This is a genomic window from Microcoleus sp. S13_C3 (assembly GCF_036700905.1).
Classification (GTDB): Bacteria; Cyanobacteriota; Cyanobacteriia; order Cyanobacteriales; family Microcoleaceae; genus Microcoleus.
In genome coordinates this window covers 1-26,755 of sequence record NZ_JAUBPT010000112.1, presented here as the reverse complement: position 1 = coordinate 26,755, position 26,755 = coordinate 1, and the positions used below count along the sequence as shown (strand labels likewise).

The window sequence follows — 26,755 nt, the reverse complement described above, 5'->3', positions numbered from 1 at the left end:
AGTTTTTGAGCAACAGCTTGCCTGAGATTCAAAGGTGGCTACTTTTAGCTGCGCTCATTTTTTAGTCTAAACTACAGGATAATTAGTCGGTAAGCTGCGTCAGTAAACAGTCTCTGACTCCCCAAAGAAATTCCAGACTGACGCACCCTACGATAAATGCTGCAAAATTTCAGTTAAAATAGAGCTTATTTACGCTGAAATATCTTTATGCTGATTTTACCAAAAAATGAAATACAAATTGACTGGTCGTTCTCACACATAAATCAACCCATTAATTCCGAGTGGGCGACCATTGTCAGTGGCGATCGCAAAAAAGTCACTTTAGTCGATCGTAACTTCTCCCCAAAATACGAATACCAGCTTCCCGACGCAATTAGCCATTCAGCCATCAGCCCCAAAGGCGATTTGCTGGCAGCAATTATGGCAAATGGCAATCATTTGGCAATTATGACAGCAGAAAACCAGCTAGTTTTTGAAGAACAGCTACCAAACCCTCCTGTTAAGTATTTTTTGGATAACGAGAATGGATTTCAGGACTGCTGGTTTGATGCAGACGGCTTGCGTTTTTGGTGCATGAAATTAATTGAATTCAAGGAAGTAGAAATTCAAATTCGCGATACCAATTCGTGGCAAATTCAGCGAAAACTTCGCCTCAAAGACCCTATTGGCGGCTACAGTACCTTTTCGTTTCACCCACACCCGGAAAATCAAATTTTAGCTCTTTGGGCTGCTTGCGGTCAGAACGGACAGCAAATCTACTGGCTTTATGATGATGGTACGACAATTCATGCCGTGGAGGTTCCCTGTCTGTATGACACATCACCTCCTCAATTTCATCCTGCTGGTGACGAATTTTTGGTTATAGATAGTTCCGAAAGACAACTCAGCCGATTCAGTTTTCCTGAGTGCAATTTAATGGGAATATGCGAATGGCCTTGGCCTGATTCGGATGATGGTTTTGATTACTCTATGTGCTACCTATCGGACGATCGCGTTCTAATTAACACTAATGAAGGACTTATGTATCTAATCGATCTTAACAAAATGGAAATATCAGATCAACTAATTTTAATCGGTCACGAGCCACGTTCCTGTAAAGAACTTTACCCCACTCTTAAGGATCTTAAAGAAGAGGTTTGCGGTGACTTGAACTATTTCTATCGATTTGATTCAGATAGGATTCTGTCCGTTCATTCACAAATCCTGACTCAAGAACCTGACTCTAAACAGAAGACATTAGTTATCTTCGGCGGAAAAGAGCTGTTTGGTTCCCTGGCGACGGTACAAGAATCCGCACCTTACAGTAAATTATTCATTCAATCTTTAGGCATTTATTAAGGATTTTCAATACAAAACGCTTCTTGTGCCGTGTTAGCTTTTCACTCGCTTTCCCACAATCCGACAGGGGTTGAAACCCCTGCCTCATAGCGAAAGTCGGTTAAAACCGACTGTAGAGTTTGACGGAAAGTGCGAGGGATTTCAGTCCTCTTTCAGAGGACTTTAGCTATGAGACAGGGAATTCATTCCCTGTCGGACTGTCGGTTAAAACTGAGATATTGCACCATTCTCAATTAGACGTAGGGGCGGGTTCGCCAACAGCCTTAAAGCTTGCAAATAGGTTCTATAAACCCGCCCGACCCCACGAAAAATCCTCTTATTGATATTGCTGCAAGATGTCGGTTAAAACCGACTGTAGATTTTGACGGGAAGTGCGATCGATTTTAGTCCTCTTTGAGAGGACTTTTGCTATGAGACAGGGAATTCATTCCCTGTCGGAATGTCGGATTTACCAACAATACCGCTACTGCATTTGATGTGAAGTTGACGCCACAAGAATTAGTGGGTAAGGTGCGTCAGTAAAAATTCTATGACTCCCAAAAGAAATTCCCGACTGACGCACCCTACGAGAATTAGTGTGTTTGACATCCGAAAGTCTTTGTGTTACACTTGTACTACACAACAAACTTGCAAAACCAACTTAAACAAAAATGCCCTACGAAAAATTAGACATATCAGCCCCAAAACCAGTATTATCTTGGGCAAATCACGCCCTGGGCGAAAAAGAAACCAAGATGACCGCAAACGTAGCATCTTTGCCCTTTGTATTCAAACACGTCGCACTAATGCCCGACGTACATTTAGGAAAAGGTGCTTTAGTCGGTTCAGTAATTGCCACAAAAGAAGCGATTATTCCGGCGGCTGTGGGCGTCGATGTGGGTTGCGGTATGTCTGCGATAAAAATGCCATTCAAAGCCAACAAACTAGAAGGCAAACTCAAACAAATTCGCCTCGATATCGAAGCAGCAATTCCAGTCGGATTTTCGGAAAACAAAGAAGTAGAAACAACTGTCACCAACTGGCAAGGATGGGGTGAATTTAAGGAACTTCATCAAGGTGTGCAGCATCAAAACAATAAAGCCTTAAAACAAATGGGTTCCCTCGGCGGCGGTAATCATTTTATTGAGGTTTGCGTTGATACTGAAAACTTTGTTTGGCTGATGCTGCATTCCGGTTCTCGCGGCATTGGAAATTTGCTCGCACAGCAGCATATCGAGACTGCTAAAGATTTAGCTAAACTAGCAGAAATTAATCTGGCTGACAAAGATTTGGCTTATTTTGTAGCGGGTACGCGGGAGTTTGCCGCTTACTGGCACGATTTGCAGTGGGCGCAAGATTATGCTCGTTTTAATCGCGATGTAATGATGAATCGGTTTAAGCGAATTGTGGAAAAGCACGTCGCGGGTGGCAAATCTGTTAAGCCGTTATTAGAGGTGAATTGCCACCACAATTACGCGGAAAAAGAGGTGCATTTTGGCGAAGATGTGTATGTGACTCGCAAGGGTGCTGTACGCGCGGATGTACAGGATTATGGGATTATTCCGGGTTCGATGGGGGCGAAATCTTTCATTGTTAAGGGTAAAGGTAATGCGGAAAGTTACTGTAGTTGCAGTCACGGTGCGGGGCGCTTGATGTCTCGCACTCAAGCGAAGAATGTATTCACTCTCGATGATTTTGTGCGGCAGACTGACGGGGTTGAGTGCCGGAAAGATGAGCAATTTTTAGATGAAATTCCGGGGGCTTACAAGTCCATTGATGAGGTGATGACTCAGCAGTCGGATTTGGTGGAAGTTGTGGCGACTTTGAAGCAGGTGGTTTGTGTCAAGGGGTGACAGAAACTGGTTTATTTGTACTTCATATCGTTTCCGGTTGTATCGGAATGATTTAACCGCAGAGGGCGCAGAGAACGCAGAGGGAGAGAATACAGAGAGGAATAATTCCGATGCTACCGGATTTGATATCACTTACCTGGAAAGTGCTTTATGGGAAGAGGGGGGAAATCAAGCCGCTGCTGATTTCCCCCCTCTTGACAAACGCTTTGTTTTCTGAAGCTTTTCTCTAACAGACCATCTGTCTCGACTCAATTTCTAGCAAGCGCAGCAGTGTTTCATCGCCCTTGGCTTTGGCTGCTTGCTTTCTACGATCGAGAATATTGCAAAGATTCGCCCGGTGCACTTGCGCCACTTCCATAACTGTTGGGTAAGATTTAACCGCCCCTGGGGCGTTAGCTGCTGCGACATTCCCATCGCCAGCTTGAGCATCTCGCTTTTTGGTATAGTTTGGGCCGCCGTATTTTTTGGGGTTGGGAATGTGTCTCGGATACCGATAGTTCCAGTTTTGCCCCCGGTATTTGCCCGCGACTTCCCCTTCGACCATATCAACTGTCGGAATGTCGTACTCGTAGTTTGAACCGCGATAAGTGAGTTTCATATTTTTTGATCCTTATATTTATGGAGATAAAAACGGCAGTCAGGTCAGGTTTGGTTTTCTGGGCTAAAACTTTTTTAGTTTCTGTATTCAATTATACGGTTTTTTGAGATGAATCGGTTTTATTTACAAAAATTAATATTTGGAGAGGGGAGACGGCAAGAAAAAACCCGCCGGAGCGGGTTTAATCGAGTTTTTGACTAATTCGAGCAGCACCCGGAGCGAAACTGCTTCGCTTGGGCAGAACTAGCCAACTGTCACCTGATCGGTTTGCACGTTTGTGGCACCTTCTTCAGCAGAGGCGATCGCCACCAACTTGTCGAGAATTTCCTGACTCGCAACTTGACCTTTGAGAACAACCGTGCTGCTGAGCTGAGCAACCCAAACAGTATCGATATCTGCAACTTCTGGATCGCCGTCAAAAGCTAAAGCAACCCGCTTCGCCAAGCCGCTTTCGTCAAAAGTTCCCTCAGGGCCGACTTTAGCAGGATCGATGGAATTCGCTTGGGCTGCTTCCTGTACTACTTGTGTCATCGGTTGAGCCTGCTCTTGAGGCTTTTCGAGTCCGAACAGTCTTTTAAACCAACCCATAGTATTTGAGTCTCCTGAAAATACACTTTTTCCAAGATAGCTCTAGAATTCCAAAAGACTCGTAATTGTTGCAAAACTCAGCGAAATTTATCAAAATATTTTCCGGTAGACTTTCACAATCTCAAATCTCCCATGATATGCAGATGTTGATTTTGCTATTTTATGTATAGGATTCGCTACGCATTGGATTGCAGGCCAGTAGTCGAAATAGTTCCCACTTTTACCTTGAACAAACTGCACAGCGCGCCGGATTACATTCCCGGTTTGTTTAACTACCCAGGACATCTTGTGCTGGTCATCGAAGTGCGATCGCTGATACAGGCACTTTGCCCTGCGCTTAATTGAGGGTAGTCCTGCATATACGCTGTAAATCTAATTCTTAACTTTTTATATCATTTCCGGTTACACTCATACATGATGTTGACGGTTGACAGTGAACAGTCAACAGTCAACAGTCAACAGTCAACAGTCAACAGTCAACAGTCAACAGTCAACTCGAATTTACTATTCCGATGCTAACGGATTTGATATTAGATAATATTGTTCTGCTTCCGACCAATTCAGTTTAAGCAACGAATCATCTCCCCATGTCAGCTTGAGACTCGGCTTAATTGCTTCCACGCCCAAAGCATTAATAATCTGCGCTGCGACAGCTTTCGCCAATAGCGGCGGTACAGAATTTCCGACTTGGCGAAAACCGTGCCATTTTGTGACGTGAAATCTAAACCAGTCAGGATAGGAATGCAGTCGCGCAGCTTCTCTGACTGTAATGCACCGAGGGGCGATCGGGTGAATCGGCCTCGGCGAAGTATAAGCCCCCCTCGCCCTGTCGGTTCCCGCCCTGAGAGTGTTGCAAACTCCGTCGGGGTGAAGCTTGTAAAAACGGCTGATCGGCTCTTTTTCGCCGCGTTTTGCCGCCTGAAACCTTTCTATACATTCCTGAGAATGTTTAGTTCGTAAACTAGAAGAGAGGATTTGTCGATCGTACTCGCGATCGTAGGAATAATCATCATCCAAACCATCAATTCCGCGCATTATACTCGCATAACTGCTGCACTTTCCGTACTCCGCGATTACCCAATCTCGGTGCAGCAACTCGCTGTACTTTTCCACATCCGGCAAATCTCCAATCGCATCCCAAACTGTCGGGACAGCAGGTAAATTAATTTTTTTATAGCGTTTAGGAATTTTAACTTTCGGCAGTATAGTAGTTTGCTGAGGGTATTTGGGTAGCTCATAACCTTCTTTGCACCCAATCAAAAACAATCGTTTGCGAGCTTGCGGCACTCCATAGTTAACAGCGTTGAGAACTTGATAATTTTCTTCTACTTTATAGCCACGTTTCAGAAAAGAGCTAATTAAAACATTCAGGAGTTCTTTGTGTTCTCCTGATGCAATTCCCGGCACATTTTCCATTACAAAAAACTTGGGTTTTAGCTCCAAAACTAAGCGCTGAAAGTGAAAAATTAGAGAATTTCGCGGGTCGTCCACATCGCGCTTGCCCATCATGGAGAATCCTTGACAGGGCGAACCGCTGATTACTACGTCTATCTCGCGTCGCCCGATCGCCGATTTTTTCCGAATTTCTGAACCCGTAAGCGCTGTGACATCTTTGCACAAAATAGAACACATCGGGAAATTAAACTGGTGTGTGGCGCAGTGAATTGGGTCTATTTCGACTGAGGCAAGTACGTCAAAACCTGCTTGTTCAAAGCCCAGAGTCATGCCGCCCGCACCTGCAAATAAATCAACAGCGATCGGTCGCTTTTTCCGATTGCTTGGCATAACATTTCAATAACAAAGTTGCTTTAATAGAAATTAAGGAAATCAACCGCGTTTCTGGTAATAAATCGTGGGTTTGTCCACCAGCCAGTTACAAAGGAACCGGGTTTATACATAACTTTTAAATACACAAAATGCTTTAAGAATCTGTATTTAATTTGACATTTTTCATTATTTCCGCAGCGGCCCGATCGCACACACCCACATCTCCGAGACTTTCCCGCATTTCCCGATAACCTGCCAAAGTTTGCTGGCGTCGATCGGCATTTTGCAGCAATGCCAGTGCGTGATTCACTATATTTTCCGCAGTCGCCTCGTCTTGCAGCAACTCCGGGACGATCGGCTTCATTTGCACCAAATTGGGCGGAGACATAAAAGGAATCGAAAATTTCAGCACGTGGCGAGCAATAACCGCCGTAATCGGACTGACGCGGTAGGCGACAACTTGGGGAACGTCGAGCAAAGCTAGCTCCAGATTAACAGTACCAGATTTAGCGATCGCCAGATCGGCCGCAGCCAAGATTTCCAGAGTTTGATTTTCTAACAAAGTAGCCCGCAAACCGTAATTCTCGATCGCCTGTTCGATTTTGCTGCGAAAAGCTTTGTTAGCCAGCGGAATCCAAAAATGAACTTCCGGCAATTTAGCTTGAATAATTTGAGCTGCCTCAAATATAACCGGCATCAGGTACTTCAGTTCTTGGTGTCTGGAAGCGGGAATTAGGGCGATCGACACCTGTTCCGGCCCAATTCCCAAAGTTTTGCGGGCAACTTCCCGGCTGGGCGCAGATTGCATTCTATCCACCAAAGGATGACCAACCCAACTCACTTCGGCTCCTTTTTCTCGATAATAACAAGCTTCTTCGGGGAAAATTGCCAAAAGTTGGTCGCAAATATTGACAATCAGATCGGTATTGCGAGGAGAAATCGACCAAACCCATTCTTGAGGTGCGATGTACCAAACCACCGGCAAATCAGGCAAATAGCGGCGGATATAGCTGCCAATACCGAGATTTGGAGTCAAATAATCAATCAATACAACAGCATCGGGGCGAAAGTTTTTGAGATATTGTTTAGCTTTTTGCTGAACTTGAATCGTGGGCCAAATATACGGCACTGATTCTATAAGGCCCATAGAACCAATGCCCACAGTATCGCCTAAAATAGTAGCACCCGCTTCCGCCATACGAGGGCCGCCCAATCCGGTTATTTCTAACTCCAAACCAGCCGCGACAGCGTGACGTTTTAAGGCTGCAACTAACAAAGATCCTTGCAAATCGCCAGAAACCTCACCAGTGCTGATAAAAATTTTCATATTCTGAGTTTATACAGGTGAGATGTTTGCTAATAACTCGGTAACAGCATCATATTGATCGGGCATATTAGCACAGCGTAGCAGTAATTCTAAGTCCAGATCGGGCAGGAATGTACTCCTGGCAATCTGCTCATAATTTTCACCTGTTAAGTAATAGAGAGATAACTGACTATTTTGCCAAAACCAAACTTCCCGAACGCCCAATCTTTTGTAGAACTCTAGAGTATTTATCCCGCCACTGGTAATTACCACTTCAATAGCAATATCTGGGACTATTTTTTGGGTTCCTATATCATAGGAATCATCCGGCTCTTTTCTACCGCCTAATTCTCTGTCACCCAGAGTCGGGCCGCCCTTGCCGTAAAATCTAATCCCATTTGCTCTCATATATGCCTCTAGCAGCATACAGAGAGTTTTCTTGATTATTTCGTGTTCGGGCGAGACAGTCATAATTTGCAGTATTTTATCGAGATAGAAAAATTTCACACCTCTGACATCTTTAAAAGCTGCTTCTATCGCTTCAAATTGCTCCCAAGTAACATCTGAGAACCTAATGCAGCCATCTTGTTCTGTTTCAGGGGATGTAGATTTGACTGAAGTATATACATTCATAGGGCAACAGTCGCTTAGTTCATAGGTTTATTCTACCTCATTTACTTTTTGCCTGGAATCAAACCGCGCCGCCCTTTGGTTATAGACTGCTGCACAAATCTCCGCAAGTGCTGCAAGTGGGCGTTTTCTGGCAACAAATCCAACTGTTCCAAAGCTTGATTTAGAGTGTAGCCAGAATGGTAGAGAATACGAAAAGTTTTCTTCAAAACTAGCAAATCTTCTGCCGTAAAACCAGCGCGTTCGAGGCCTATTTTGTTGATAGCTCGCACTCTCGAAGGATTCCCCTCGACTAGCATATAAGGAGGTACGTCTCGATCGATCCTGCTCAAGCCGCCCACCATAGACAAGCGGCCGATGTGGACAAACTGGTGAACGCCCAAAACACCGCTCAAGCGGGCTTGAGACTCGATTTTAACGTGTCCGGCTAAGGCTACAGCATTGGCGATAATTACTCGATCGGCGATCGCGCAATTGTGTCCCACATGAACATAAGCCATCAATAGATTATGATTGCCAATAGTCGTGCTTTCCCCTGCTCCAGTAGCGCGGTTAATTGTCACGTATTCCCGAATTTGATTGCTGTCGCCAATTTTCACCCTAGTCGGAGAACCCTCGTATTTCAAATCTTGAGGTTCCAAACCAATCGCCGCACCGGGGAAAATTTGATTGCGAGCGCCTATTTCTGTTAGCCCGTCGATAATTGCATGGGCGCCAATCTTAGTATCCGGCCCGATTTTCACTCTTTCCCCAATTACAGCATAAGCTCCCACTTCTACAGTCGGGTGAAGTTCGGCGCGGGGATGAATCACAGCAGTTGGGTGAATCAAAGTAAGCATTTTTCAGTTGTCAGTTGTCAGTTGGCTGTTGTCTGTTGGCTGTTGTCTGTTGTCTGTTGGCTGTTGTCTGTTAACTGTTGGCTGTTGGCTGTTGCAATGCCCAATGCCCAATGCCCAATGCCCAATGCCCAATGCCCAATGCCCAATGCCCAATCACCAATTTAATCTACCATCGAAAACGTCAATTCTCCTTCACAAACTTTTTGTCCGTCTACTTCAGCCAGAGCCTGCATTTTTGCAAAGCGACGGCGTTTTACCCACAGCAATTCTAAAGTCATCAGCAACTGATCGCCCGGTACAACCTGACGACGAAACTTGACTTCATCAATTCCGGTAAACATCCACAATCCTTGCTTGATGTCGGGCAACTGAGCCAGAACAATACCGCCAACTTGAGCCATCGCTTCGACAATTAATACTCCAGGCATAATCGGCCGTCCGGGAAAATGCCCTTGAAAATGCGGTTCGTTGAAAGTCACATTTTTAATTCCTACAGCCTTCTCGGACGGCACGTAATCAACAATCTTGTCAACCAGTGCAAAAGGATAGCGATGAGGCAATAATTTATGAATTTCTTCGAGAGTAAAAGTAGATTTAACCGCTGGAGAATCATCACCGTTCTCGGTGGGAAGGGATTCAGAATTAGCAGTATTGAGGGTGTTAACTTCAGTCAGCGTAGACATTACTTGAAGACTTTTGAGTGTGGTATTGCAGAAGGCAGAAGGAAGAAAGAATATGCAATCTTAACAGATCACCTGTTTTTTCCTAACTTTTATCTAGGGTAGCTAGAGATTCCGATTTCAGGGCTTGGGCGAGTTGGACGTGCAGGTTGTGACTGGCTTTGTAAGCCAAGTAGTGAGCTTTTGGCCAAGTTCCGAGCAGACTGAGGTCGCCTACTAAGTCTAGGATTTTATGGCGCACTGGTTCGTTGGCAAATCTCAAAGGCGGGTTGAGCCAGCCGGATCGATCGCAAACTAGGGCGTTCTCTAGGGTACCACCTTTGATCAAACCTGCTTGTCGCAATTGGTCAACTTGGCGAGCAAGTCCAAAAGTGCGGGCTGGGGCGATCGCCGTCGCAAAACTTTCTGCCTCTGGCGACCAACTGTACCATTGATTGCCGATCGCCTGTTCCTCAAAATCAATTCCGTAACTAAACCGAGTTTCGGCTGAGGGTAAAGCCGCGGCAAAAGCATCCCCGTGGCGCACCCAAATTGGCTGTTCTAGGACGCAGGAGGGAGTGGGGGCTTGCTTCGATTCTTGAGGAACTAAGCCGATATGGGCGATCGCCTCTACCCAAACCAGAGCCGAACCGTCCAGCAGTGGCACTTCCGGCCCATCAACCTCAATTCGAGCATTATCCGCTCCCATCCCCGCCAAAGCGGCTAATAGATGCTCTACAGTGCGAATTTGACCATCTATACCTGCGAGTTCAGTTGAAAGTGCCGTCTGACAAACCGCCTCAATTTTTGCAGGAATTATCGGAGTACCGGGCAAGTCTATTCTGACAAAATAGCGGCCTTCCCCAACATCCGCAGGCAAAACTCGGACGCGAGTTTGTGTGCCACTGTGCAAACCGATTCCCGACAGTTCAAATTCAGATTTCAGGGTACGTTCAATAGTCATTAGTCATTAGTCATTAGTCATTAGTCATTAGTCATTAGTCATTAGTTAGTAGTCAGTAGTTAGTAGTCAACTGTCAACTGTCAACTGCCAACTGCCAACTGTCAACTGCCAACTGTCAACTGTCATTAGTTAGTAGTCAGTAGTTAGTAGTCAACTGTCAACTGTCAACTGTCAACTGTCAACTGCCAACTGCCAACTGTCAACTGCCAACTGTTAACTGCCAAGTGCCAACTGCCAACTGTCAACTGCCAACTGCCAACTGCCAACTGCCAACTGCCAACTTAGAATCGCTCACCAATCCCAAAGTGAATTTGATTGTCGCCGGTGTCGTTGATACCGTAATCGATCCGGATCGGCCCTAAAGGAGATTGAACCCGCACGCCGAGGCCGTAACCGTAACCGCTACCGGGCTTTTTGCGGATACCGGCCGGGTCGCCGGGGACATCTTTGCCCGTGCCCAAGTCGGTGCCAGCATCCAAAAATAGCGCTCCGCCGATAAACGAAATAATCGGGAAACGGTACTCAACGCTGGCTTCTAGGAAGCTGCGGCCGGCTCCCAGGTCGCCTTCGTTGTATCCGCGCACCGAGTTAGCGCCGCCCAAGGCAAAGGCTTCGTAGGGAGGCAAATCTCCGAATACGGTGCCGCCTCTAACACTAAATGCCAGGGTTTGAGGGCCGGGGGTAAAGTTGGTGTACTTGACTGGTAGGTAAAAGCTGTAGCTGGCCCGCACGCGGTTTAACAGGATGCTGCCGGAACCTACAGGAATCGACTGTTCCATCCCAAACCTGAGCAGGGAACCGCTAGTGGGGCGGAGGGGGTCGTTGCGTCGATCGCGTACAACACCTGCTTGCAAAGTTGTCAAGTCATCCGAACCCGAATCGCTAAAACTTAACAGGTTGCCGAGTTCGTCCTTGGATTCGCGACGGCCTTTGCGATCGGTAATTGAGACTCGCTGGTACTGCAAACCGACTGAAGCAGTCCACTCAGCATCGGCAAAAGGATTGCGCGACAGAGGACGGGTGAAATTGATGCCGGCCCCGGTGCGATTGATGCGGGGTCGATCCTCGTTGGGCAATCTGACTTCCCGTTCGCCGCCGTCAAAAATCACGCTGATAGATCGTCTTCTAAACGCATTAATCGTATAAGAAGTCCGGTAAGGATCGCCCGCAATCCAGGGATCTGTAAAACTCAGGTCAAACAGATTTTGGCGTTCCCCGATTTGCACCTCAGCGCCCAACTTTTGGTTCCTACCTCTGAAGTTTTGCTGCTGGTAACTCACCGTACCGAACAAACCCGTCGCGGAACTCAAACCCGCACCCGCGGCTAGAGAACCGGTATTTTTCTCAATGACGTTGACAATTACCCTTGCCTTGCGGGGGTCAGTCGTTCCCGGTTCCAAGGCAAGTCGCACGTCTTCAAAAATTCCCAAACCAAACACCCGTCTCAAATCCCTTTCCGCCTTGGTGCGGTTAAAGATGTCTCCGGGCTTGAGTTCTACTTCGCGGGTGATGACAAACCGGCGGGTGTTGCCTCCGATGGGCTGACCCGTGGCATCTGTTGACTCTCCCTCCTTGTTCAGGAAGCGGACATCAACGGATTCGATCTGGCCTTCTGCCACTACCAGGGTGACAGTGCCGTCGTCTGCTACTTGCGGGGCATCAGTGATTTGACCCAAAACATAGCCGTTCTCTTGATACCACGCATTAATTTTTTTCACTCCTTCTTCAAAGCGGCGGAGGTTGAGAATTTTGCCGTATTGATCGCGGAAGCTTTCGTCAATTACGCTTTGGGGCAGGACTTGCTGACCGGTGATTGTCACTCCCCGCAATACCGGATTTGGCTGCACAATAAAAGTCACCCGGACGCCCAACGGGGTGTCTTCCGGTACTGCCCGCACGTTTCTAAAAAAGCCCGTCGCAAAAATGGCGTTGATGTCTTGTTGCAGTTGGCTGCGGTTGGTCGTGCGTCCCGGTTGGGTGCTGATGACTCGGTAAATCTCGCTTTCCAAGTCTTTCGTCGCCCCGGTGACTGTAACTTCTGCAACTAGCACTTGCGGTTCTGCCGCCCCGGCGGGTGCGGGCGTTTGTCTGGGCCGCGGTGCCAGGCCAGGGGGCAAGGTGGGAACGGTGTTAGTCGGAGGGCTCGCCGGGGCCGGTCTGACTGGGGCTGGTCTGGCTGGGGCCGGTCTGGCTGGCGTAGGCCTGGTCGGGGCCGGTCTGGGGGTAACTTGGGCGTTTTGAGCGATCGCCCCTGATTCCTCTGGTTTCCCTAGCTCTGCTGCGAGCCAGGCGGGCGTTACAGCCGCTTCCGATGGGGGGAGCGAGCTGTCCTGTTGCGGCTCTGGCAGGGCGTTTTGGCTGCTAGAGGCGGGGGAGGGGTTGGATGCTAGCTGGGGTTTGAGTTCCCGGCTGGCAGGTGAAACCGGGGAGGGCGTTTCTTTTACTAGGTCTGGGGGTTGGTCGTCGGGAGCTCCTCTGCCAGGGGCCTCCGCTATTGTTAGGGCTTCCCCTTTGCCGGTTTTAACGGCTTTGCGGTTTTGAGGAGGATTTTGGGTTAATTCTGGAAGGGGGCGATCGGGTAATTCGATCGACGGGGCGGGCCGGGCGGCAGCCAAAGCTTCCTCTGCTGATTCAGAGTAGGATGTTTGGCCACTTGCCGAATTTGATAACCCGAATGTTGCTGAGGCAGTAAAAACTGCCACCAATACAGCAGATAAACGCATTTTTGTTCACTTTTTTAGGCAATCCACACACCACATTAGCCATCAGTCATCAGTCATTAGTCATTAGTCATTAGTTATTGAGTCGGTTGAATTTGCCGCTGACTGCTAACTGTTGACTGCTGAGTGCTGAATGTCCGTGACAAACTGTGCAATTGTAGCTCATTGTTAAGGCCTCTAGACTTTCTGAGCTAGAACCCGCTGGAGAACTTGCTGGTAAGCTGTTTCCACCGATCCCAAGTCCCGGCGGAATCGGTCTTTGTCCATAACACGGGCGTCGGGGTCGGCTTCTGCGTTGTCCCAGAGGCGGCAGGTGTCGGGACTGATTTCGTCGGCGAGGATCAGATTTTGATGTTGGTCGATACCGAATTCTAGTTTGAAGTCTACCAGGGTGATGCCACACTGGCTGAAAAATTCTTTGAGTATTTCGTTAATTTCGCGGGCGGCGATTTCTAGTTGGTCTACTTGTTCGGGGGTGGCTAGCTGCATTAACTGGAGTCGGCCGCGGGTCAGTAGCGGATCTCCCAAATCGTCGTTTTTATAATAAAATTCCACCAGCGGCGGATTGACAATTGTGCCTAGGGCGAGGCCTGTTTGCTTGCACAGACTGCCGGCGGCAATGTTTCTGACTACGACTTCCAATGGCAAGATTTGGACGCGACAGACTCGCATTTGGTTGGGGGCCGGGGTGTCGATGAAGTGGGTGGGAATGCCTTTGGCTTCTAGCATCCGAAACAGGTGGGCGGATACGGCGCAGTTGATTTCGCCTTTGCCGACGATGCTGCCGCGTTTCTGGGCGTTAAAGGCTGTGGCGTCGTCTTTGAAGTGGGTCAGCAAAATTTCGCTGTCTTCGGTGGAGTAGAGGATTTTGGCTTTGCCTTCGTAGAGTTTGCGATCGGCTGACATGGCGATTAATAATAAGGTAGATGAGTTTTAGATTTTACCGTAGCTCGATCGGGCGTTATTGGCGAGTTTTTGGATCTCGGCTGTGCCGCTCATTCTCTGACCAAGAATTTCTTGAGGGTACAAGCCCCCAGATTTATCCGTGGAATCAATCCAAAATCTAAAATCTAAAATCCTCAAGCCCCCGCATTTATCTCGCCCAAGTCAATCCAAAATCTAAAATCTAAAATCTAAAATCGAATGAGGGGCGAGTACCCCTGCCAGTAGATACCGTCATCGGCCCCGGCATAAATGATTCTTGACAAAGGACAATAGAGATTAAACCTGCTGGGTTCGCGATCCGTGCTGGCTAAACCTCCCCAACGAGACTGGCGCTTAAAAAACATCTATAAAATGGCTGATTTATGCAAGACAAAAAAATTCATATTCTCTTGGTAGAAGATGATGAGGTTGATGTGATGAACGTCCGGCGAGCTTTCAAAAAAAATAACATCGTCAACCCTCTCTACATTGCTGCCAATGGATTAGAAGCTCTGGCTATATTACGTGGAGAAGGAAAAATAGACCCTCCAATGCCTCAAGCGCGCCGATTGATTTTGCTGGACTTGAATATGCCGAGAATGAGCGGGATCGAGTTTTTGCAAGAATTGCGACTGGATGAATGTTTGAGGTCGATTCCGGTAATCGTCCTCACAACTTCTAATGAAGATAGAGATAAAGTAAAAGCTTATAATTTGAATGTAGCGGGCTATATTCTTAAACCTGTGACTTTTTCTAACTTCGTGGAAGTGATGGCTACCCTCAACAGATACTGGATGCTGAGCGAAATTCCCTAAACTAGGGAAAATTTAATAAAAAATTTTTCAAGGGGGGGTTTGTGATTTTTCAGCGATGCAGTTGTTTTAATTCCTTTTTCTCGACAGCAGCTTTTTCGGAGTAATCCACAATTCGGTTTTTATGGACAAAATTCTCACAATTCTGATAGTTGATGACGATGCAGTCGATCGAATGGCGATCAAACGATCGCTCAAGTCCGCTGGTGTTTTGGTAGAAGTTACTGAAGCAGAAGACTGCGCGGATGCGCTGGCCCAACTCTCGGTCAGCAAAACTTCTATGCAGGCTACCGCGAAACTCTCCAAACAAAATAAATCTCAACCTTTAAGCGAGGTTGAGGAGACAGAAAAGGGGCTGCTATTAAATCAAATATTTGAGTGCAAATTTGACTGCGTATTGCTCGACTACGGATTGCCGGACGGAGACGGGCTGAGTTTGGTAAAAAATCTACGAGAATCTGGGCTGAAAGTTCCCTTAATTGTGCTCACAGGTCAAGGCGACGAACAAATTGCTGTGGAATTGATGAAGGCAGGAGCTTCGGATTATATCGCTAAAAACAAGCTTTCTCCCGAAAGTTTGTCTCGCAGTTTGTCCAATGCGATGCGCGTTTACCGCGCCGAATTTCAGGCGTTTCATACCAGTCAAAAACTCAAGGAAAGTGAGGAACGATACAGGTTAGTTTTAGAGGGAGTGAACGACGGAATTTGGGATTGGGATTTAAGTAAAAATGAGGTGTATTGGAACGATCGCCTTTTGGAAATAATCGGTTTGTCGCGAAAGCAATTTGGCAGGACTATGGAAGCTCTATACAACCGCCTACACCCCGATGACAAGGAGGGAATTGTCGCAGCGATCGCCGCTCACTTGGAACAAGAAATAGACTATAATGTAGAATTCCGGCTGCTACACTCGAACGGTGTTTACCGGTACTGCACTTCTCAGGGAAAAGCTCAGCGCAATTCCCAAGGAAAACCGCTGCGAATGGCCGGTATGATTAGCGACATTACCCAGCGCAAACAGGCGGAAGATGCTCTGGAAAGGGAACGGCAGCAACTGAGACAAATTATTACTTGCGTGCCTGTAGCAATGGCGATGTTCGATACACAAATGCGCTATATGGCTAACTCTAAAAAATGGGTTAGTCAATTTGATTTGGAGTTGCCGTCCCTGAATAATCTCAGCCATTACGAATTGTTTCCAGATACCCCCAATCGCTGGAAAGTAATGTACCAAGAAGTGCTCAAAGGCAAGGTAGTTTCTGTGAGCGAAGATGCCTGGGAACGATCGGACGGATCTGTTCTGTACCTGCGGTGGGCTGCTCACCCTTGGTACGATCCAGACGAGAAAGTGGGGGGAATCGTGATGGTTGCCGACAAGATTAATGAGCTGGTGGAAGCGCGGGAAACTGCCTTAGAAGCGAGCCGGGTGAAGTCGCAATTCTTGGCGAACATGAGTCACGAAATTCGTACTCCGATGAATGGGGTTTTGGCAATGGCTCAATTGCTGCTGCGCGCTCCTCTGGAACAGAAACAGCGGGACTGTGCTCAGACGATTTACCGCAGTGCTGAACATTTGCTAAATGTTATTAATGATATCCTCGATTTCTCTAAGATTGAAGCGGGAGAAATGCGACTGGAAAACTCTAAATTTGATTTGGATAGTTGCGTTGAGTCGGTGATAGAAATTATAGCGCATTTGGCAGAAGAAAAAGGTATTGAATTGAATATTTTAGTTGATAGCTCAGTGCCGAGAAAGTTGGTGGGCGACTCGGGCAGATTGAAGCAAGTTTTGCTGAATTTGACGGGTAATGCCATAAAATTTACCGATCGCGGTCAAGTTCTAGTTCACGTAACTGTGAAACAGGGCAACCGACAGGCAGACGGTAGACAAGAAGCAAGATTGCTATTTTCCGTGCGGGATACTGGCATTGGAATTTCGGCCGAAGGGCAAACAAAATTGTTCCAATCTTTTTCTCAGGTAGACGATTCTCCTACTAGGCCTTACGGCGGAACGGGTTTGGGTTTGGCTATTTGTAAGCAGTTAGTGGAGATGATGTCCGGCGAGATTGGAGTTCGCAGTTTGCTAGGTAGCGGTTCGACTTTTTGGTTTACTGTACCTTTGGAAAAACAGTTGCCAGTTGAGCCTCCCGATCCCGAACTTGTGGGCAAGAAGTTGTTAGTAGTCTCTGAAAGTGCTTTGAGGAGGGCAGCGGTGCGATCGCTCGCTCAAAGTTGGGGTGCCCGCTGCGATGAGGCAGAAACTGCTACTGAGGCTTTGACTTGGTTGAACAAGGCCCAGGGCGGGATTTCTCAGAATTCGGGAGAGGGGGGAAAAAGCTGGGATGTGGTGCTTGTGGACTTGCAAATGCCGGAATTGGATGCGGAGGAATTTGCTAGAAAAGTGCGATCGACCTCGACAGTTGGCTCGTTAATCGCCATGACTGCTTTGCGAGAACAGCCGAAGGCTGAATCGCTTTGCAGTCAGGGTTTTAACGGATATTTGATCGAGCCGGTGCGGCCAAGCCGCCTGCTTGAGGCAATGCTTGCGTCGGTGAAGGGAACGGGAGAGTTTGGGAGGCTGGAGGCTGCTAATACTTGCAAATTGCCAGCAGTTAATTCTCAATATGTTACTCCCAATTCGCTGTCATCGCTGAGAATTTTGGTGGCGGAAGACCACCCGATCAATCAACAAGTTCTTGTCGAACAGTTGGCAGTTTTAGGCTATCAGGCTGACTGCGTGGTCAACGGTCAAGAAGCGCTGGATTTGCTGGCAAAAAAAAGCTATGATTTAGTGCTGATGGACTGTCAAATGCCGGTACTTGATGGTTACAAAGCGACGGAAAAGTTGAGGGAAATCGAAGGAAGCGATCGGCATACTTTTGTGATGGCTTTAACTGCTCATGCTATGCCGGGGGAACGAGAAAAGTGTCTGGCGGCGGGGATGGACGATTATCTCAGCAAACCTGTAGATTTAGATGCTTTGGCGGCGGCTCTGAAAAAGTATGAAGCCCTAAATGTTCAGGGTGAAAATAAGTATGGAGTTAAAAGTATTAATTCGGAAAAGAAATCTCAATTAGCAACAAATTATACAGAAGTTGTGGAAAAAGCGCAGGTTGTGGGTCTGCCGACACCAAGGGCGCTCGCACTTCAAACTTGGGAACATAGAGACTGCGACGGACTATTCGACAAGAGCAGATTGGAGCAACTCGGACGAGTTAATATTAAATTGCCAGAGCGACTTTTGCAAGCTTTTGTCGCAGACGCCCAAGCTGATATGGCTGCTGCCCAAATAGCTGTAGAAGCTAAAGATTGGCAAGCTGTGGAATATCAAGCCCACCGTCTCAAAGGAACATCTGCTAATGTGGGAGTTGCTCTGATGTCGGATTTGGCCGCACAATTGGAGCATCAAGCGCGAGGATTTCAATCTGAACCACCAGAGAGGGAATTGTTAAATATGGAGAGGGTTGAGAACATATTAGTGAGTTTGTCCAGTCATTTAGCCCGGGTTCAAGAATTTGTGGAAACTCGAATGTTTGGTTAATATGTCAGTCGATCGTAGTCGATCGTAGTTGATCGTAGTCGGCGATTGAAATCGCGCCTACACAAACGAAGTCCGCCTACGCGGACTAAGAAATAAATTCTTTCTTTCTTCACTCTGTGTTCTCTGCGTTCTCTGCGGTTAATTAAAAAATAAATTAATTTAGCTATGACTTACGATACCAGTACAAACACTATTTTAGAGAGCGAGCCATTAGAAAATAATGGAGAACTGCTAACGCCTTTGATGGTTTTTGCTCGGAAAGTGTTGCAGGAAAACGAGGCTATTTCGGAGAAAGATTATGTAGCCGCAGTGCCGTACCCCCCAGACGAAATTAATAATTTTCGTGTTGACAACCTAGTAGAAAAAGTGGCTCGCTGCTGTCGAGAGAGCAAGGTTGGGAAAAAATTGCCAACGGCTTTTTACGTTCACGTTTCGGCCTTACCAGCACTCAATCCTCTCCTCATAATTTATGAAAATTGTGCCAGAATAAATATAGAAAATATTGAGGAAGCAACCTTAGTTAAGTTTCAGCTTCATCAACCTAAAATATCTTATCTTTTTTACCCTGATTTCGATACAGATGCTCATCCTGCTTTGCAAACCAGCATCCAAATTAATCTAGCAACAGGGGAAGTTAAATATTTCGATTACAGCAACAGCGAAAACCCCCCGGTTTTGCACCGCAAGGAAACTTTTGTAGCTGCGGATTATCCCAATTACGAAAAGTTTGCGAGGCTGACTCGCTGCGAGGAAAAGTGGGGGCTGCTTGACAATACTAGCGTTATCGGCACTCGCGAGGGTTGGCTCAAATATTTGGGATATTGCGGTGTAGAAATCCAAGATCATACTGTTGTCGAGCGTTTGAAACAGGAGAATAGTGAGCTATCAATTCCTAAGATCGAGCGACACAAAGCTGCAATGGTACGCAATTCGCTTTCTAAACCTCTGCGTCTGGTTTTAGAAGCTGATTTAGCGAGGGACGGTGCGACTTTTTTTGATTACGGTTGCGGTTTCGGCGGGGATATTAAATATATTGCACAAGAGGGTTATGCTATTTCTGGTTGGGACCCCTACTATCAGCCGGATACTCCGCGAATTTGTGCTGATATTGTGAATATTGGTTATGTGATTAATGTGATTGAATCTTTGGCGGAACGACGAGAAGCTTTGCTGAATGCTTGGGAATTAACTAAGAATTTATTAGTTGTAGCGGCTCAAGTTTTGATTGACGATCGCCAACAAGGTCAAATTGCTTACGGGGATGGGGTGATTACTTCTCGGAATACTTTTCAGAAGTATTACGAACAAGAAGAGTTGAAGGTTTATATCGACCAAGTTTTGAGTGTGGATGCAATTCCTGTTGCTTTGGGGATTTATTTTGTGTTTCGGGATGCGGCGGAGGGTGAAAGTTTTCGTGCTTCTCGGTTTCGATCGCACTTATCGACTCCCAGGGTGCGATCGCAAGTTAAGCGGTTTGAGGATTATGCGGAAATGTTGGCTCCTTTGATGGCTTTTGTGAGCGATCGGGGCCGGCTTCCTGTTAAAGGCGAACTAGCGGAAGAATCGGCGATTAAGGAGGAATTTCACAGTTTTAATCGCGCTTGGAGGGTGATTTTGCAAGCAACGGATGCGGATGATTGGGAGAAAATCGCCGACAAGCGCCGCCAAGATTTGCTGGTGTATCTCGCCCTCAACGGTTTGGGCGATTCCCTACGGGATAGCTACGCTTCACGACCTTCAATCCGCCGACTACCGGCTCAAATCCGCAACGACATCAAAGGTTTGTTTGACAATTATCAAAAAGCTTGCACTTTGGCAGATTTAATGCTATACAGTTTGGGCAAAGCTGATATTGTTGCGGATTGCTGCGAAGATAGTGCGATCGGCTACAAACAGCCCGGTACTCTTTCAGTACACGTCTCTGCATTAGAAGAACTAGACCCTTTGCTGAGGCTCTACGAAGGCTGCGCCAACCGCACAATTGGCAGACTTGACGGCGCGACAATTATCAAATTTTACGCTCGCAGACCTCAGATTTCCTATTTATTTTATCCCGATTTTGACACTAACCCGCATCCAGCCCTTCACACTTCTATGCACATAGATTTGCGCGACCTTTCTGTGAGCTATCAAGACTATTCTGATGTGTATAATCCACCAATTTTAGTAAGAAAAGAAGCTTTTGTTACTGCTAGTTATCCCCATTATGACAAGTTTGCGAAACTCACCCGCCAAGAAGAAAAGTTAGGTATTCTCGATCGTGGCGTAGTTAAGAAACATCGGGAATGGATGAAGTGTTTGGAGGAAAATTGCGTTAAAATTAAGGATCATAAGTTGTTTTGGCGATCGAATGCTGACCCAGAAAAATTGAAAATGCTGCAAAAAGCTGCGTCGGAACGCCACTCGCAAAAGATTGAGGTTAATGCGGGAAAGATTGAAGGAACCGCAGAGGGCACAGAGAGCACAGAGGAAGGGAAAGAAGAGGAATAGTCATGGAAACAGAGAAAGTTTCTGCCTAACTACCCAAAATTGGGATTTTACACAGAAAATTTCTGCTTTTGACCCCATGACGGGAAGGGAGTAGTTCCCAAAATCTCAAAATATTGATAGACTTAATCAAAGATATCTTGTTCTGTTTAAAAGGTATAGCCATGACAAATCAAGAGTTTTTAGGTGAATTTTTATCTCTGCCGGCTGAAGCACAGAGTCAAGTGGTAAGTTTGATCGCCTTTTTCAAACAAAAGTACATATATGATGAACATGTCTCTTCGTCAGTAAATGTTGATTTAATGAACGATCCATTTATTGGAATGTGGCGAGATCGTCAAGACTTAGGTAGCACTACCTGGGTACGTAATCTCCGAGAAAACGAGTGGTAAAAAGCACATGGCTAGTTCAACTATCATAGATACCGACATAATCATCGATGTTGGTCGTGGTATTCCTGATGCAGTTAATTGTTTGCAAGGACTAAAATCAAGTTCTCGATTACCAATTAGCATAATCACACAAATGGAGCTAATTGTTGGTTGCGCTAACAAGGTAGAGTTACAGACTCTAGAAAAATTTATCCAGCAGTTTGACGTGATTAGAATTGACCAGTCTATTTCAGATAAGGCGGTTGACTTGTTACGGTTGTATCGGCTAAGTCACGGCTTACTAATTGCCGATGGCTTGATCGCAGCTACAGCAATAGTATGGGAGTACCCTTTCATCACTAAGAACCAACGAGATTATCGATTCATTCAAAACTTAAATTTATTGCCATATCCGTAGCAATCAGAAAGCCTAACAATGCGTTGGAGTCGAGTATCGGTATTGGTTTACTTGATGGACGAATTGTAGTTGTTGTCTACACGGAGCTTGATGAGGAAACAGTTCGTATTATCTCCAGGGCGAAAGTCACTGTCTTATGAACGCAGACGCTATGAACAATACCTCACAAACCGACTGGGCGAGAATCGACGCAATGAGCGATGAAGATATCGATACTTCCGATAGTCCACCACTATCGGAGGAGTTCTTTACTAGAGCGCAATTACGAATGCCTCAGTCGGCTATTACTATGCAAGTTCAAGTCGATCCTGAAACATTTGCTTGGTTTCAGGCACAAGGAGAAACTGCCAGCAAATGTCTGTAGCACTTAGGATTTATGCAGATGCACACAAAACCTATCCTGCATTCGTAGCAAAGCCAGCATAGCGACAGCTATAATTATGGTTGGATTTCATTACCTTCCGACAAAGAATTAGGCTTCTTGCTACAATGTTTTGATACAGTTCAAGTCAGGTAGAATATGTCCCTAATGAGCGCCCCAGCAAAATTCCAAGCAACCTCTCCTCCTTTCCGTTGGGATGAAGCGGGAGGTATCCGTATAGGTTCGAGTCGAGTCACCCTAGATAGCATACTTGCTTCATACCACAATGGCTCCACTCCCGAAGAAATCGCTATTCAGTATTCAGTTGTTCGCTTAGAAGACATATACAGTACCATTGCTTACTATCTAAACCATCGTCAGGAAATTGACAGTTATTTGGAACAGCGCAGCCAACAATCTCAGCAACTGAGACAAGAACTTTCTCGACAACACAACTTAGTTGATCTGAGACAACGTTTGCTTACTCGTTATCAGTCAAAAGGGGAGTCGATACCAAGTGCGCCTTCTAACTGATGAAAATTTTAATGGAGCCATATTGCGTGGGCTGGTGAGACGTTTGCCTGAATTAGATATTGTTCGTGTCCAAGATGTAGGGCTGATTCACACTGACGATCCAGATATTTTAGAATGGGCGGCTAATGAAGGACGCATCTTACTTACCCATGATGTGGCCACTATTACGATGTATGCCTACGAGCGAGTCAATCAATGACTACCTATGCTTGGAGTTATTGAGGTTATTGCAACAGCACCCATTGGTAAGATCATTGATGATTTAGAACTATTTATTTGTTGCAGTCAGCCTGATGAATATGAAGGTCGAATTCTTTTCATCCCTTTCCCTTGATATACTTAACCTGCTTATGATGTATATTAATATTAGAAGTACCTCTAACAATCAACTGCGGAGTGGTAAATGAGTCAAAATATTTATCGATTTCAGGGTGATGACCCGGATATAAATCTTGCTAGCAAGAAGGCACGCGAATCATTTAAATATTTTTGGCGTGAGTTGTCATGGGAAAGGCGGCGGATAATTCCTGGGCTGGATATAAGTGCAGTAAAACTTGGATTTCCGACGGGAAAGGTGACGGATTCTGCACCATCAGTTGAACATATGTGGGTGGAGAATGTTAATTTTGATGGTCTGAAAGTTAGTGGAGATTTATTAAACGATCCGAGATGGATAGATGGAATTGGATCGGGCGACCAGATTGTGATGGGCTTCAACGATATCAATGATTGGATATATTCTATTGATGGGATGGTTTATGGTGCATATACTGTTAATGCAATACGGCTTACAATGAATAGCGATCGAAGGCGTGTGCATGATGATGCTTGGGGTTTGGAATTCGGCGATCCGAGAGAAATCCGAATTGTTCCCGATAGCTATTTAAATCAAGAATCAAGAAATAAGGATGAATATGAAATCGGCGAGCATCCAATGAGTGAGAATATGGCTGCAAAAATTGATTCTGCATTAAGTGAAAATCCTACCATTGTAAATCAAATTGATGAAAATGGCTGGACTATGCTGCAATGTGAGGCATTGGCTGGCAACTTAACTCCTGTTAAATTATTATTAAAGTATGGCGCTGATAAAATGATTAAGAATCCTGATGGGTTGACGGCGATTGACTTGGCGGAAGTGATGAAATGGAATAAAATTACTGATTTTCTAAGATAATCGGTGGGGCTTATAATAGGGAATTGTTTACCGGGTACAAGAGCCGCAACTTATTTCAGCACGTAAAGCAACTCGTCAGGAGAGGGCAGAGTATGAAAGTTGAAGCATTAAAGCAGCGATTAAACCGCAACCGTCCAATGACTAGCGTGACGATTCGTATGCCCGAAGATGTTGTGGAAGATTTAAAAAAAGTTGCACCATTGTTGGGTTTTTCGGGTTATCAGCCATTAATTCGTGCTTATATCGGTCAAGGTTTGCGCCTTGATTTAGAACGATTTGAGACCCAGACAGTAACAGCCTTAGTAGCAAGTTTGAAGCGTCGAGGTGTCAGCGATGCAGTGATTGATGAGGCATTAAACGAAGTCCTTCGTGCTGAGTCCTGTTAATTGTGTCTAGCCAGCAGCATCTCATATCAAATCCGTTGACATCGGAATTATTCATCTCTCTCTTCTGGAGACTCTGCGCCCTCTGCGCCCTCTGCGGTTAAATCATTCCCATACAATCGGAATTGATACCATTACAAAAGTCACTGTCTCATAAACGCAGACGCAACCGTGCTACTTTTGACAAAGCAGTTCGCCTTGGACAAGAATGGCGTAAGTCTGCTGAATAGCTCAATGCCTGCACGCGGGAAAAAAATCCGGTTTCTGCGTGAATATCTCAAGGGATTATCCACGATTTTTCCTAGAAACCGGGTTTTTTAGGTAGAAGCGTGCGTAAGTCTTGTTAAGCAAACTTAATTTTCAAATAATCATCCTCCATCTTCGCCCCCGAAGGTTGCAGCGCCGCTAAAGCTTGCGGCAAAACCAAATTGCGGCGGTGATTGCCAATCCGAACATTCAACTCATCTCCCGTTTTGCTCAACTGGATCTGATCCTTAGCAATTCCGGGCAAATACAGTTCAAGACTATATTGATTGTTTTCCTGCACGATCTTAATCGTATTTTCTTTGTAATAAACTTGACTTGGGTCTTCGTCTTTGTAAAGCGTTTCTTTCAACCGTTCCAAAGCTGCCAAACCGCACATTTCTTCAGAATAAAGTGGCACCTCCTTAACTGGCAGCGGCATGAAATCTGAGTGAATTTCCTGACGGTACTGTTCCTGGCTTTCTTTCCACCGTTTAAAAAATGGGTCCGTTACTTCTGCGGGAATAATCCGGTTAGCTACTACTAAATCTGTGGCTACATTGTACAAACTCAAATAGGCATGAGCCCGCAGAGACTCTTTAATTACCATTTTTTCTGGATTGGTAACTAACCTTACCGAAGTGACAGTATTGTCAGTTAAAACCTTTTCCAAAGCTTCGATTTGTTCGTAAAATTCGTAAGGTGCATCCATCACCTCTTTGTCTGGTAAAGAAAAACCCGCAATTGGTCTAAAAATAGGTTCCACTAAAGGTCTAAGGGCGGCTGATATACCTTGCAGCGGCTTGTAAAATTTTCTCATGTACCAGCCGCCAACTTCCGGCAAACTTAGCAGTCTCAATGCCGTGCCAGTCGGAGCAGAATCGATAATTAAAACATCAAATTCGCCTTCGTCGTAATGCCGCTTCATTCGCACTAAACCGAAGATTTCATCCATTCCTGGCAAGATAGCTAATTCTTCAGCTTGCACCCCTTCGAGCCCCTGCGCTCGCAAGACTTGAGTAATGTAGCGCTTAACGGCTCCCCAATTGCCTTCTAATTCCCTGAGAGCGTCTAATTCTGCTCCCCACAAATTCGGTTTCACCAGCCGCGAATCGTGTCCGAGTTCCATGTCGAAGCTGTCGGCTAAGGAGTGAGCGGGATCTGTACTCAGCACTAGGGTTTTGTATCCCAATTCGGCACACCGCAGCCCAGTCGCAGCGGCTACGGAGGTTTTGCCGACGCCGCCTTTTCCAGTCATTAATATTAAGCGCATTGATTGTTTAGCTCGCCTGAAAGTAGTTTACTCCTATATTGTAACGTTATGTAACAGATATTAATTTTGTGGGGAATTAATTTTGGCATCGCGCCGCCGGACATACCACATTTCCAGTGATACACGAAATTGCTTCCCTGTCAAGATAAGTTAAAATTATTTATCTCAGCTATCAATTGCAACAAATAAAAATCCATCTGTGTTTATCTGCTAATATTTGCCTTAAAAAAGGGAGCTCGCTCTTAAAACACTATTTTTTATTGCTAAGGAATGAGAATTAAATAAAATCCACTTTTCCTGTTTGTTGTGGGATGGGCGTCCCGCCCGTCCCCGATAGACGGGCGGGACGCCCATCCCACAAGAAAAAAGGGAAATTATTTAATTGACGATCCTAACAAACCTAAGAACAATTCTCAAAGATTAGTTTTTACCGGAAATACAAGCTGTTTGATCACATCCAACCGCGAACAGTCCCAGTAATCGATGTGAGAAACAATTAAACCGTCGCTGTTGACTTTCAGTTCGCTCCTACCGGCGATCGCCATTTTCGGTTTCCAAGGTAGCGGTGCGATCCAGCTCAGAGTCCAGCGAGTGTCTATAGTATCTCTCGACTGCGAAATCCCGTGCAAATCGAGATTTACATCCTGAAAAAAAGTCCCCATAAACCCGATCATTTTGCGGTAGCGATCGACTCCTGTAAATCGATTCACCGGATCTTCAAAATAAACATCTTTTGCATAGATGCTGTAAGTCTGATTATCGGGAAATCTTTGATAATCGTCTTTGAGAATTTCAATAATATCCATTTCGAGCGATCGTTATTCTTCTATTATTAGAATATAATTTTAACACAATAGATTTAATACCAATTTTGTATGAGGCCCCGTAGAATCCGATCCCCCCTAGCCCCCCTTAATAAGCAGGGTGGATTAATTGTCCCCAAGTAAATTATAATAGTCGAGCGCGCTCGGATGATCGTCCGAGCGCGCT

26 protein-coding genes are annotated in these 26,755 nt (G+C 45.9%); 13 read left to right on the top strand and 13 right to left on the bottom strand.

The window, feature by feature from the left end; all coding sequences use genetic code 11:
- The first annotated feature begins 207 nt into the window (after nucleotides 1-207).
- Together QUA16_RS25560 and QUA16_RS25555 are read left to right on the top strand one after the other, a co-directional pair.
- The gene (locus QUA16_RS25560; RefSeq protein WP_333109766.1) at nucleotides 208-1,338 is read left to right on the top strand and encodes a hypothetical protein; all 1,131 of its coding nucleotides are present in this window, start codon (nucleotides 208-210) and stop codon (nucleotides 1,336-1,338) included.
- A 650-nt stretch (nucleotides 1,339-1,988) separates the two neighbouring features.
- Complete coding sequence (locus QUA16_RS25555; protein WP_333106988.1) at nucleotides 1,989-3,170, top strand: RtcB family protein; 1,182 nt, start codon at nucleotides 1,989-1,991, stop codon at nucleotides 3,168-3,170.
- 226 nt (nucleotides 3,171-3,396) lie between these two features.
- Here QUA16_RS25555 and QUA16_RS25550 read toward each other — a convergent pair whose 3' ends face one another.
- Both QUA16_RS25550 and QUA16_RS25545 read right to left on the bottom strand, forming a co-directional pair.
- The gene (locus QUA16_RS25550; RefSeq protein WP_333106990.1) at nucleotides 3,397-3,768 is read right to left on the bottom strand and encodes a DUF4278 domain-containing protein; all 372 of its coding nucleotides are present in this window, start codon (nucleotides 3,766-3,768) and stop codon (nucleotides 3,397-3,399) included.
- Nucleotides 3,769-4,011: 243 nt separating this feature from the next.
- On the bottom strand, nucleotides 4,012-4,356 hold the full coding sequence (locus QUA16_RS25545; RefSeq protein ID WP_333106992.1) for a phospholipid-binding protein: 345 nt from the start codon (nucleotides 4,354-4,356) through the stop codon (nucleotides 4,012-4,014).
- A gap of 162 nt (nucleotides 4,357-4,518) precedes the next feature.
- Between QUA16_RS25545 and QUA16_RS37035 the strand changes: the two genes are divergently transcribed.
- Nucleotides 4,519-4,701, top strand: coding sequence for a chemotaxis protein CheW (locus tag QUA16_RS37035; RefSeq protein ID WP_445252197.1), 183 nt, complete (start codon nucleotides 4,519-4,521; stop codon nucleotides 4,699-4,701).
- A gap of 159 nt (nucleotides 4,702-4,860) precedes the next feature.
- Here the strand turns inward: QUA16_RS37035 and QUA16_RS25540 are convergent, their stop codons facing one another.
- The 9 genes from QUA16_RS25540 to purC form a co-directional block, all read right to left on the bottom strand.
- Nucleotides 4,861-6,141 carry a DNA cytosine methyltransferase gene (locus QUA16_RS25540; protein WP_333106994.1) on the bottom strand — a complete coding sequence of 427 codons (1,281 nt, stop codon included), beginning with the start codon at nucleotides 6,139-6,141 and terminating at the stop codon, nucleotides 4,861-4,863.
- Nucleotides 6,142-6,277: 136 nt separating this feature from the next.
- On the bottom strand, nucleotides 6,278-7,450 hold the full coding sequence (lpxB, locus tag QUA16_RS25535) for a lipid-A-disaccharide synthase (protein WP_333106996.1): 1,173 nt from the start codon (nucleotides 7,448-7,450) through the stop codon (nucleotides 6,278-6,280).
- A 9-nt stretch (nucleotides 7,451-7,459) separates the two neighbouring features.
- The gene (locus tag QUA16_RS25530; RefSeq protein ID WP_333106999.1) at nucleotides 7,460-8,062 is read right to left on the bottom strand and encodes a Uma2 family endonuclease; all 603 of its coding nucleotides are present in this window, start codon (nucleotides 8,060-8,062) and stop codon (nucleotides 7,460-7,462) included.
- 41 nt (nucleotides 8,063-8,103) lie between these two features.
- Complete coding sequence (gene lpxA / locus QUA16_RS25525; RefSeq protein WP_333107001.1) at nucleotides 8,104-8,898, bottom strand: acyl-ACP--UDP-N-acetylglucosamine O-acyltransferase; 795 nt, start codon at nucleotides 8,896-8,898, stop codon at nucleotides 8,104-8,106.
- Nucleotides 8,899-8,915: 17 nt separating this feature from the next.
- Complete coding sequence (locus QUA16_RS25520; protein WP_333181434.1) at nucleotides 8,916-9,044, bottom strand: hypothetical protein; 129 nt, start codon at nucleotides 9,042-9,044, stop codon at nucleotides 8,916-8,918.
- A 15-nt stretch (nucleotides 9,045-9,059) separates the two neighbouring features.
- Nucleotides 9,060-9,581 (bottom strand): 3-hydroxyacyl-ACP dehydratase FabZ, encoded by a 522-nt coding sequence (fabZ, locus tag QUA16_RS25515; RefSeq protein ID WP_333107005.1) that lies wholly within the window; start codon nucleotides 9,579-9,581, stop codon nucleotides 9,060-9,062.
- An 82-nt stretch (nucleotides 9,582-9,663) separates the two neighbouring features.
- Nucleotides 9,664-10,521 (bottom strand): UDP-3-O-acyl-N-acetylglucosamine deacetylase, encoded by an 858-nt coding sequence (lpxC, locus tag QUA16_RS25510; protein WP_333107006.1) that lies wholly within the window; start codon nucleotides 10,519-10,521, stop codon nucleotides 9,664-9,666.
- 281 nt (nucleotides 10,522-10,802) lie between these two features.
- The gene (locus QUA16_RS25505; RefSeq protein WP_333107008.1) at nucleotides 10,803-13,244 is read right to left on the bottom strand and encodes a BamA/TamA family outer membrane protein; all 2,442 of its coding nucleotides are present in this window, start codon (nucleotides 13,242-13,244) and stop codon (nucleotides 10,803-10,805) included.
- A gap of 174 nt (nucleotides 13,245-13,418) precedes the next feature.
- The gene (purC, locus tag QUA16_RS25500; protein WP_333107009.1) at nucleotides 13,419-14,147 is read right to left on the bottom strand and encodes a phosphoribosylaminoimidazolesuccinocarboxamide synthase; all 729 of its coding nucleotides are present in this window, start codon (nucleotides 14,145-14,147) and stop codon (nucleotides 13,419-13,421) included.
- Between the two features lie 401 nt (nucleotides 14,148-14,548).
- Here purC and QUA16_RS25495 point away from each other — a divergent pair, with 401 nt between their 5' ends.
- The 10 genes from QUA16_RS25495 (at nucleotide 14,549) to QUA16_RS25450 (ending at nucleotide 24,252) form a co-directional block, all read left to right on the top strand.
- A complete protein-coding gene (locus tag QUA16_RS25495; RefSeq protein ID WP_333076249.1) occupies nucleotides 14,549-14,980 on the top strand; it encodes a response regulator in 432 nt (143 codons plus the stop codon).
- Nucleotides 14,981-15,101: 121 nt separating this feature from the next.
- On the top strand, nucleotides 15,102-18,518 hold the full coding sequence (locus QUA16_RS25490; RefSeq protein ID WP_333107011.1) for a response regulator: 3,417 nt from the start codon (nucleotides 15,102-15,104) through the stop codon (nucleotides 18,516-18,518).
- A 165-nt stretch (nucleotides 18,519-18,683) separates the two neighbouring features.
- Entirely contained in the window at nucleotides 18,684-21,008 is a 2,325-nt protein-coding gene (locus QUA16_RS25485; protein WP_333107013.1) for a DNA phosphorothioation-associated putative methyltransferase, read from the top strand.
- Nucleotides 21,009-21,169: 161 nt separating this feature from the next.
- Nucleotides 21,170-21,397, top strand: a complete 228-nt coding sequence (locus tag QUA16_RS25480) for a hypothetical protein (protein ID WP_333107015.1) — start codon at nucleotides 21,170-21,172, stop codon at nucleotides 21,395-21,397.
- Between the two features lie 7 nt (nucleotides 21,398-21,404).
- The gene (locus tag QUA16_RS25475) at nucleotides 21,405-21,794 is read left to right on the top strand and encodes a type II toxin-antitoxin system VapC family toxin (RefSeq protein WP_333107016.1); all 390 of its coding nucleotides are present in this window, start codon (nucleotides 21,405-21,407) and stop codon (nucleotides 21,792-21,794) included.
- 136 nt (nucleotides 21,795-21,930) lie between these two features.
- Nucleotides 21,931-22,158, top strand: a complete 228-nt coding sequence (locus QUA16_RS25470) for a hypothetical protein (protein ID WP_333107018.1) — start codon at nucleotides 21,931-21,933, stop codon at nucleotides 22,156-22,158.
- A 165-nt stretch (nucleotides 22,159-22,323) separates the two neighbouring features.
- Nucleotides 22,324-22,689, top strand: a complete 366-nt coding sequence (locus tag QUA16_RS25465) for a DUF433 domain-containing protein (RefSeq protein WP_333053176.1) — start codon at nucleotides 22,324-22,326, stop codon at nucleotides 22,687-22,689.
- Between the two features lie 34 nt (nucleotides 22,690-22,723).
- Nucleotides 22,724-22,888, top strand: a complete 165-nt coding sequence (locus tag QUA16_RS25460) for a DUF5615 family PIN-like protein (protein ID WP_333181433.1) — start codon at nucleotides 22,724-22,726, stop codon at nucleotides 22,886-22,888.
- Nucleotides 22,889-23,092: 204 nt separating this feature from the next.
- On the top strand, nucleotides 23,093-23,866 hold the full coding sequence (locus QUA16_RS25455) for a DUF2314 domain-containing protein (RefSeq protein WP_190741039.1): 774 nt from the start codon (nucleotides 23,093-23,095) through the stop codon (nucleotides 23,864-23,866).
- 92 nt (nucleotides 23,867-23,958) lie between these two features.
- Nucleotides 23,959-24,252, top strand: coding sequence for a hypothetical protein (locus QUA16_RS25450; protein ID WP_333107020.1), 294 nt, complete (start codon nucleotides 23,959-23,961; stop codon nucleotides 24,250-24,252).
- Nucleotides 24,253-24,592: 340 nt separating this feature from the next.
- On the opposite strand, the gene QUA16_RS25445 is transcribed toward QUA16_RS25450, so the two are convergent.
- Together QUA16_RS25445 and QUA16_RS25440 are read right to left on the bottom strand one after the other, a co-directional pair.
- Nucleotides 24,593-25,765 carry a TRC40/GET3/ArsA family transport-energizing ATPase gene (locus tag QUA16_RS25445; protein WP_172188640.1) on the bottom strand — a complete coding sequence of 391 codons (1,173 nt, stop codon included), beginning with the start codon at nucleotides 25,763-25,765 and terminating at the stop codon, nucleotides 24,593-24,595.
- A 413-nt stretch (nucleotides 25,766-26,178) separates the two neighbouring features.
- Nucleotides 26,179-26,571: a DUF2358 domain-containing protein gene (locus QUA16_RS25440; protein WP_333107022.1), complete on the bottom strand. Its 393-nt coding sequence runs from the start codon at nucleotides 26,569-26,571 to the stop codon at nucleotides 26,179-26,181.
- Between the last annotated feature and the right edge of the window lie 184 nt (nucleotides 26,572-26,755).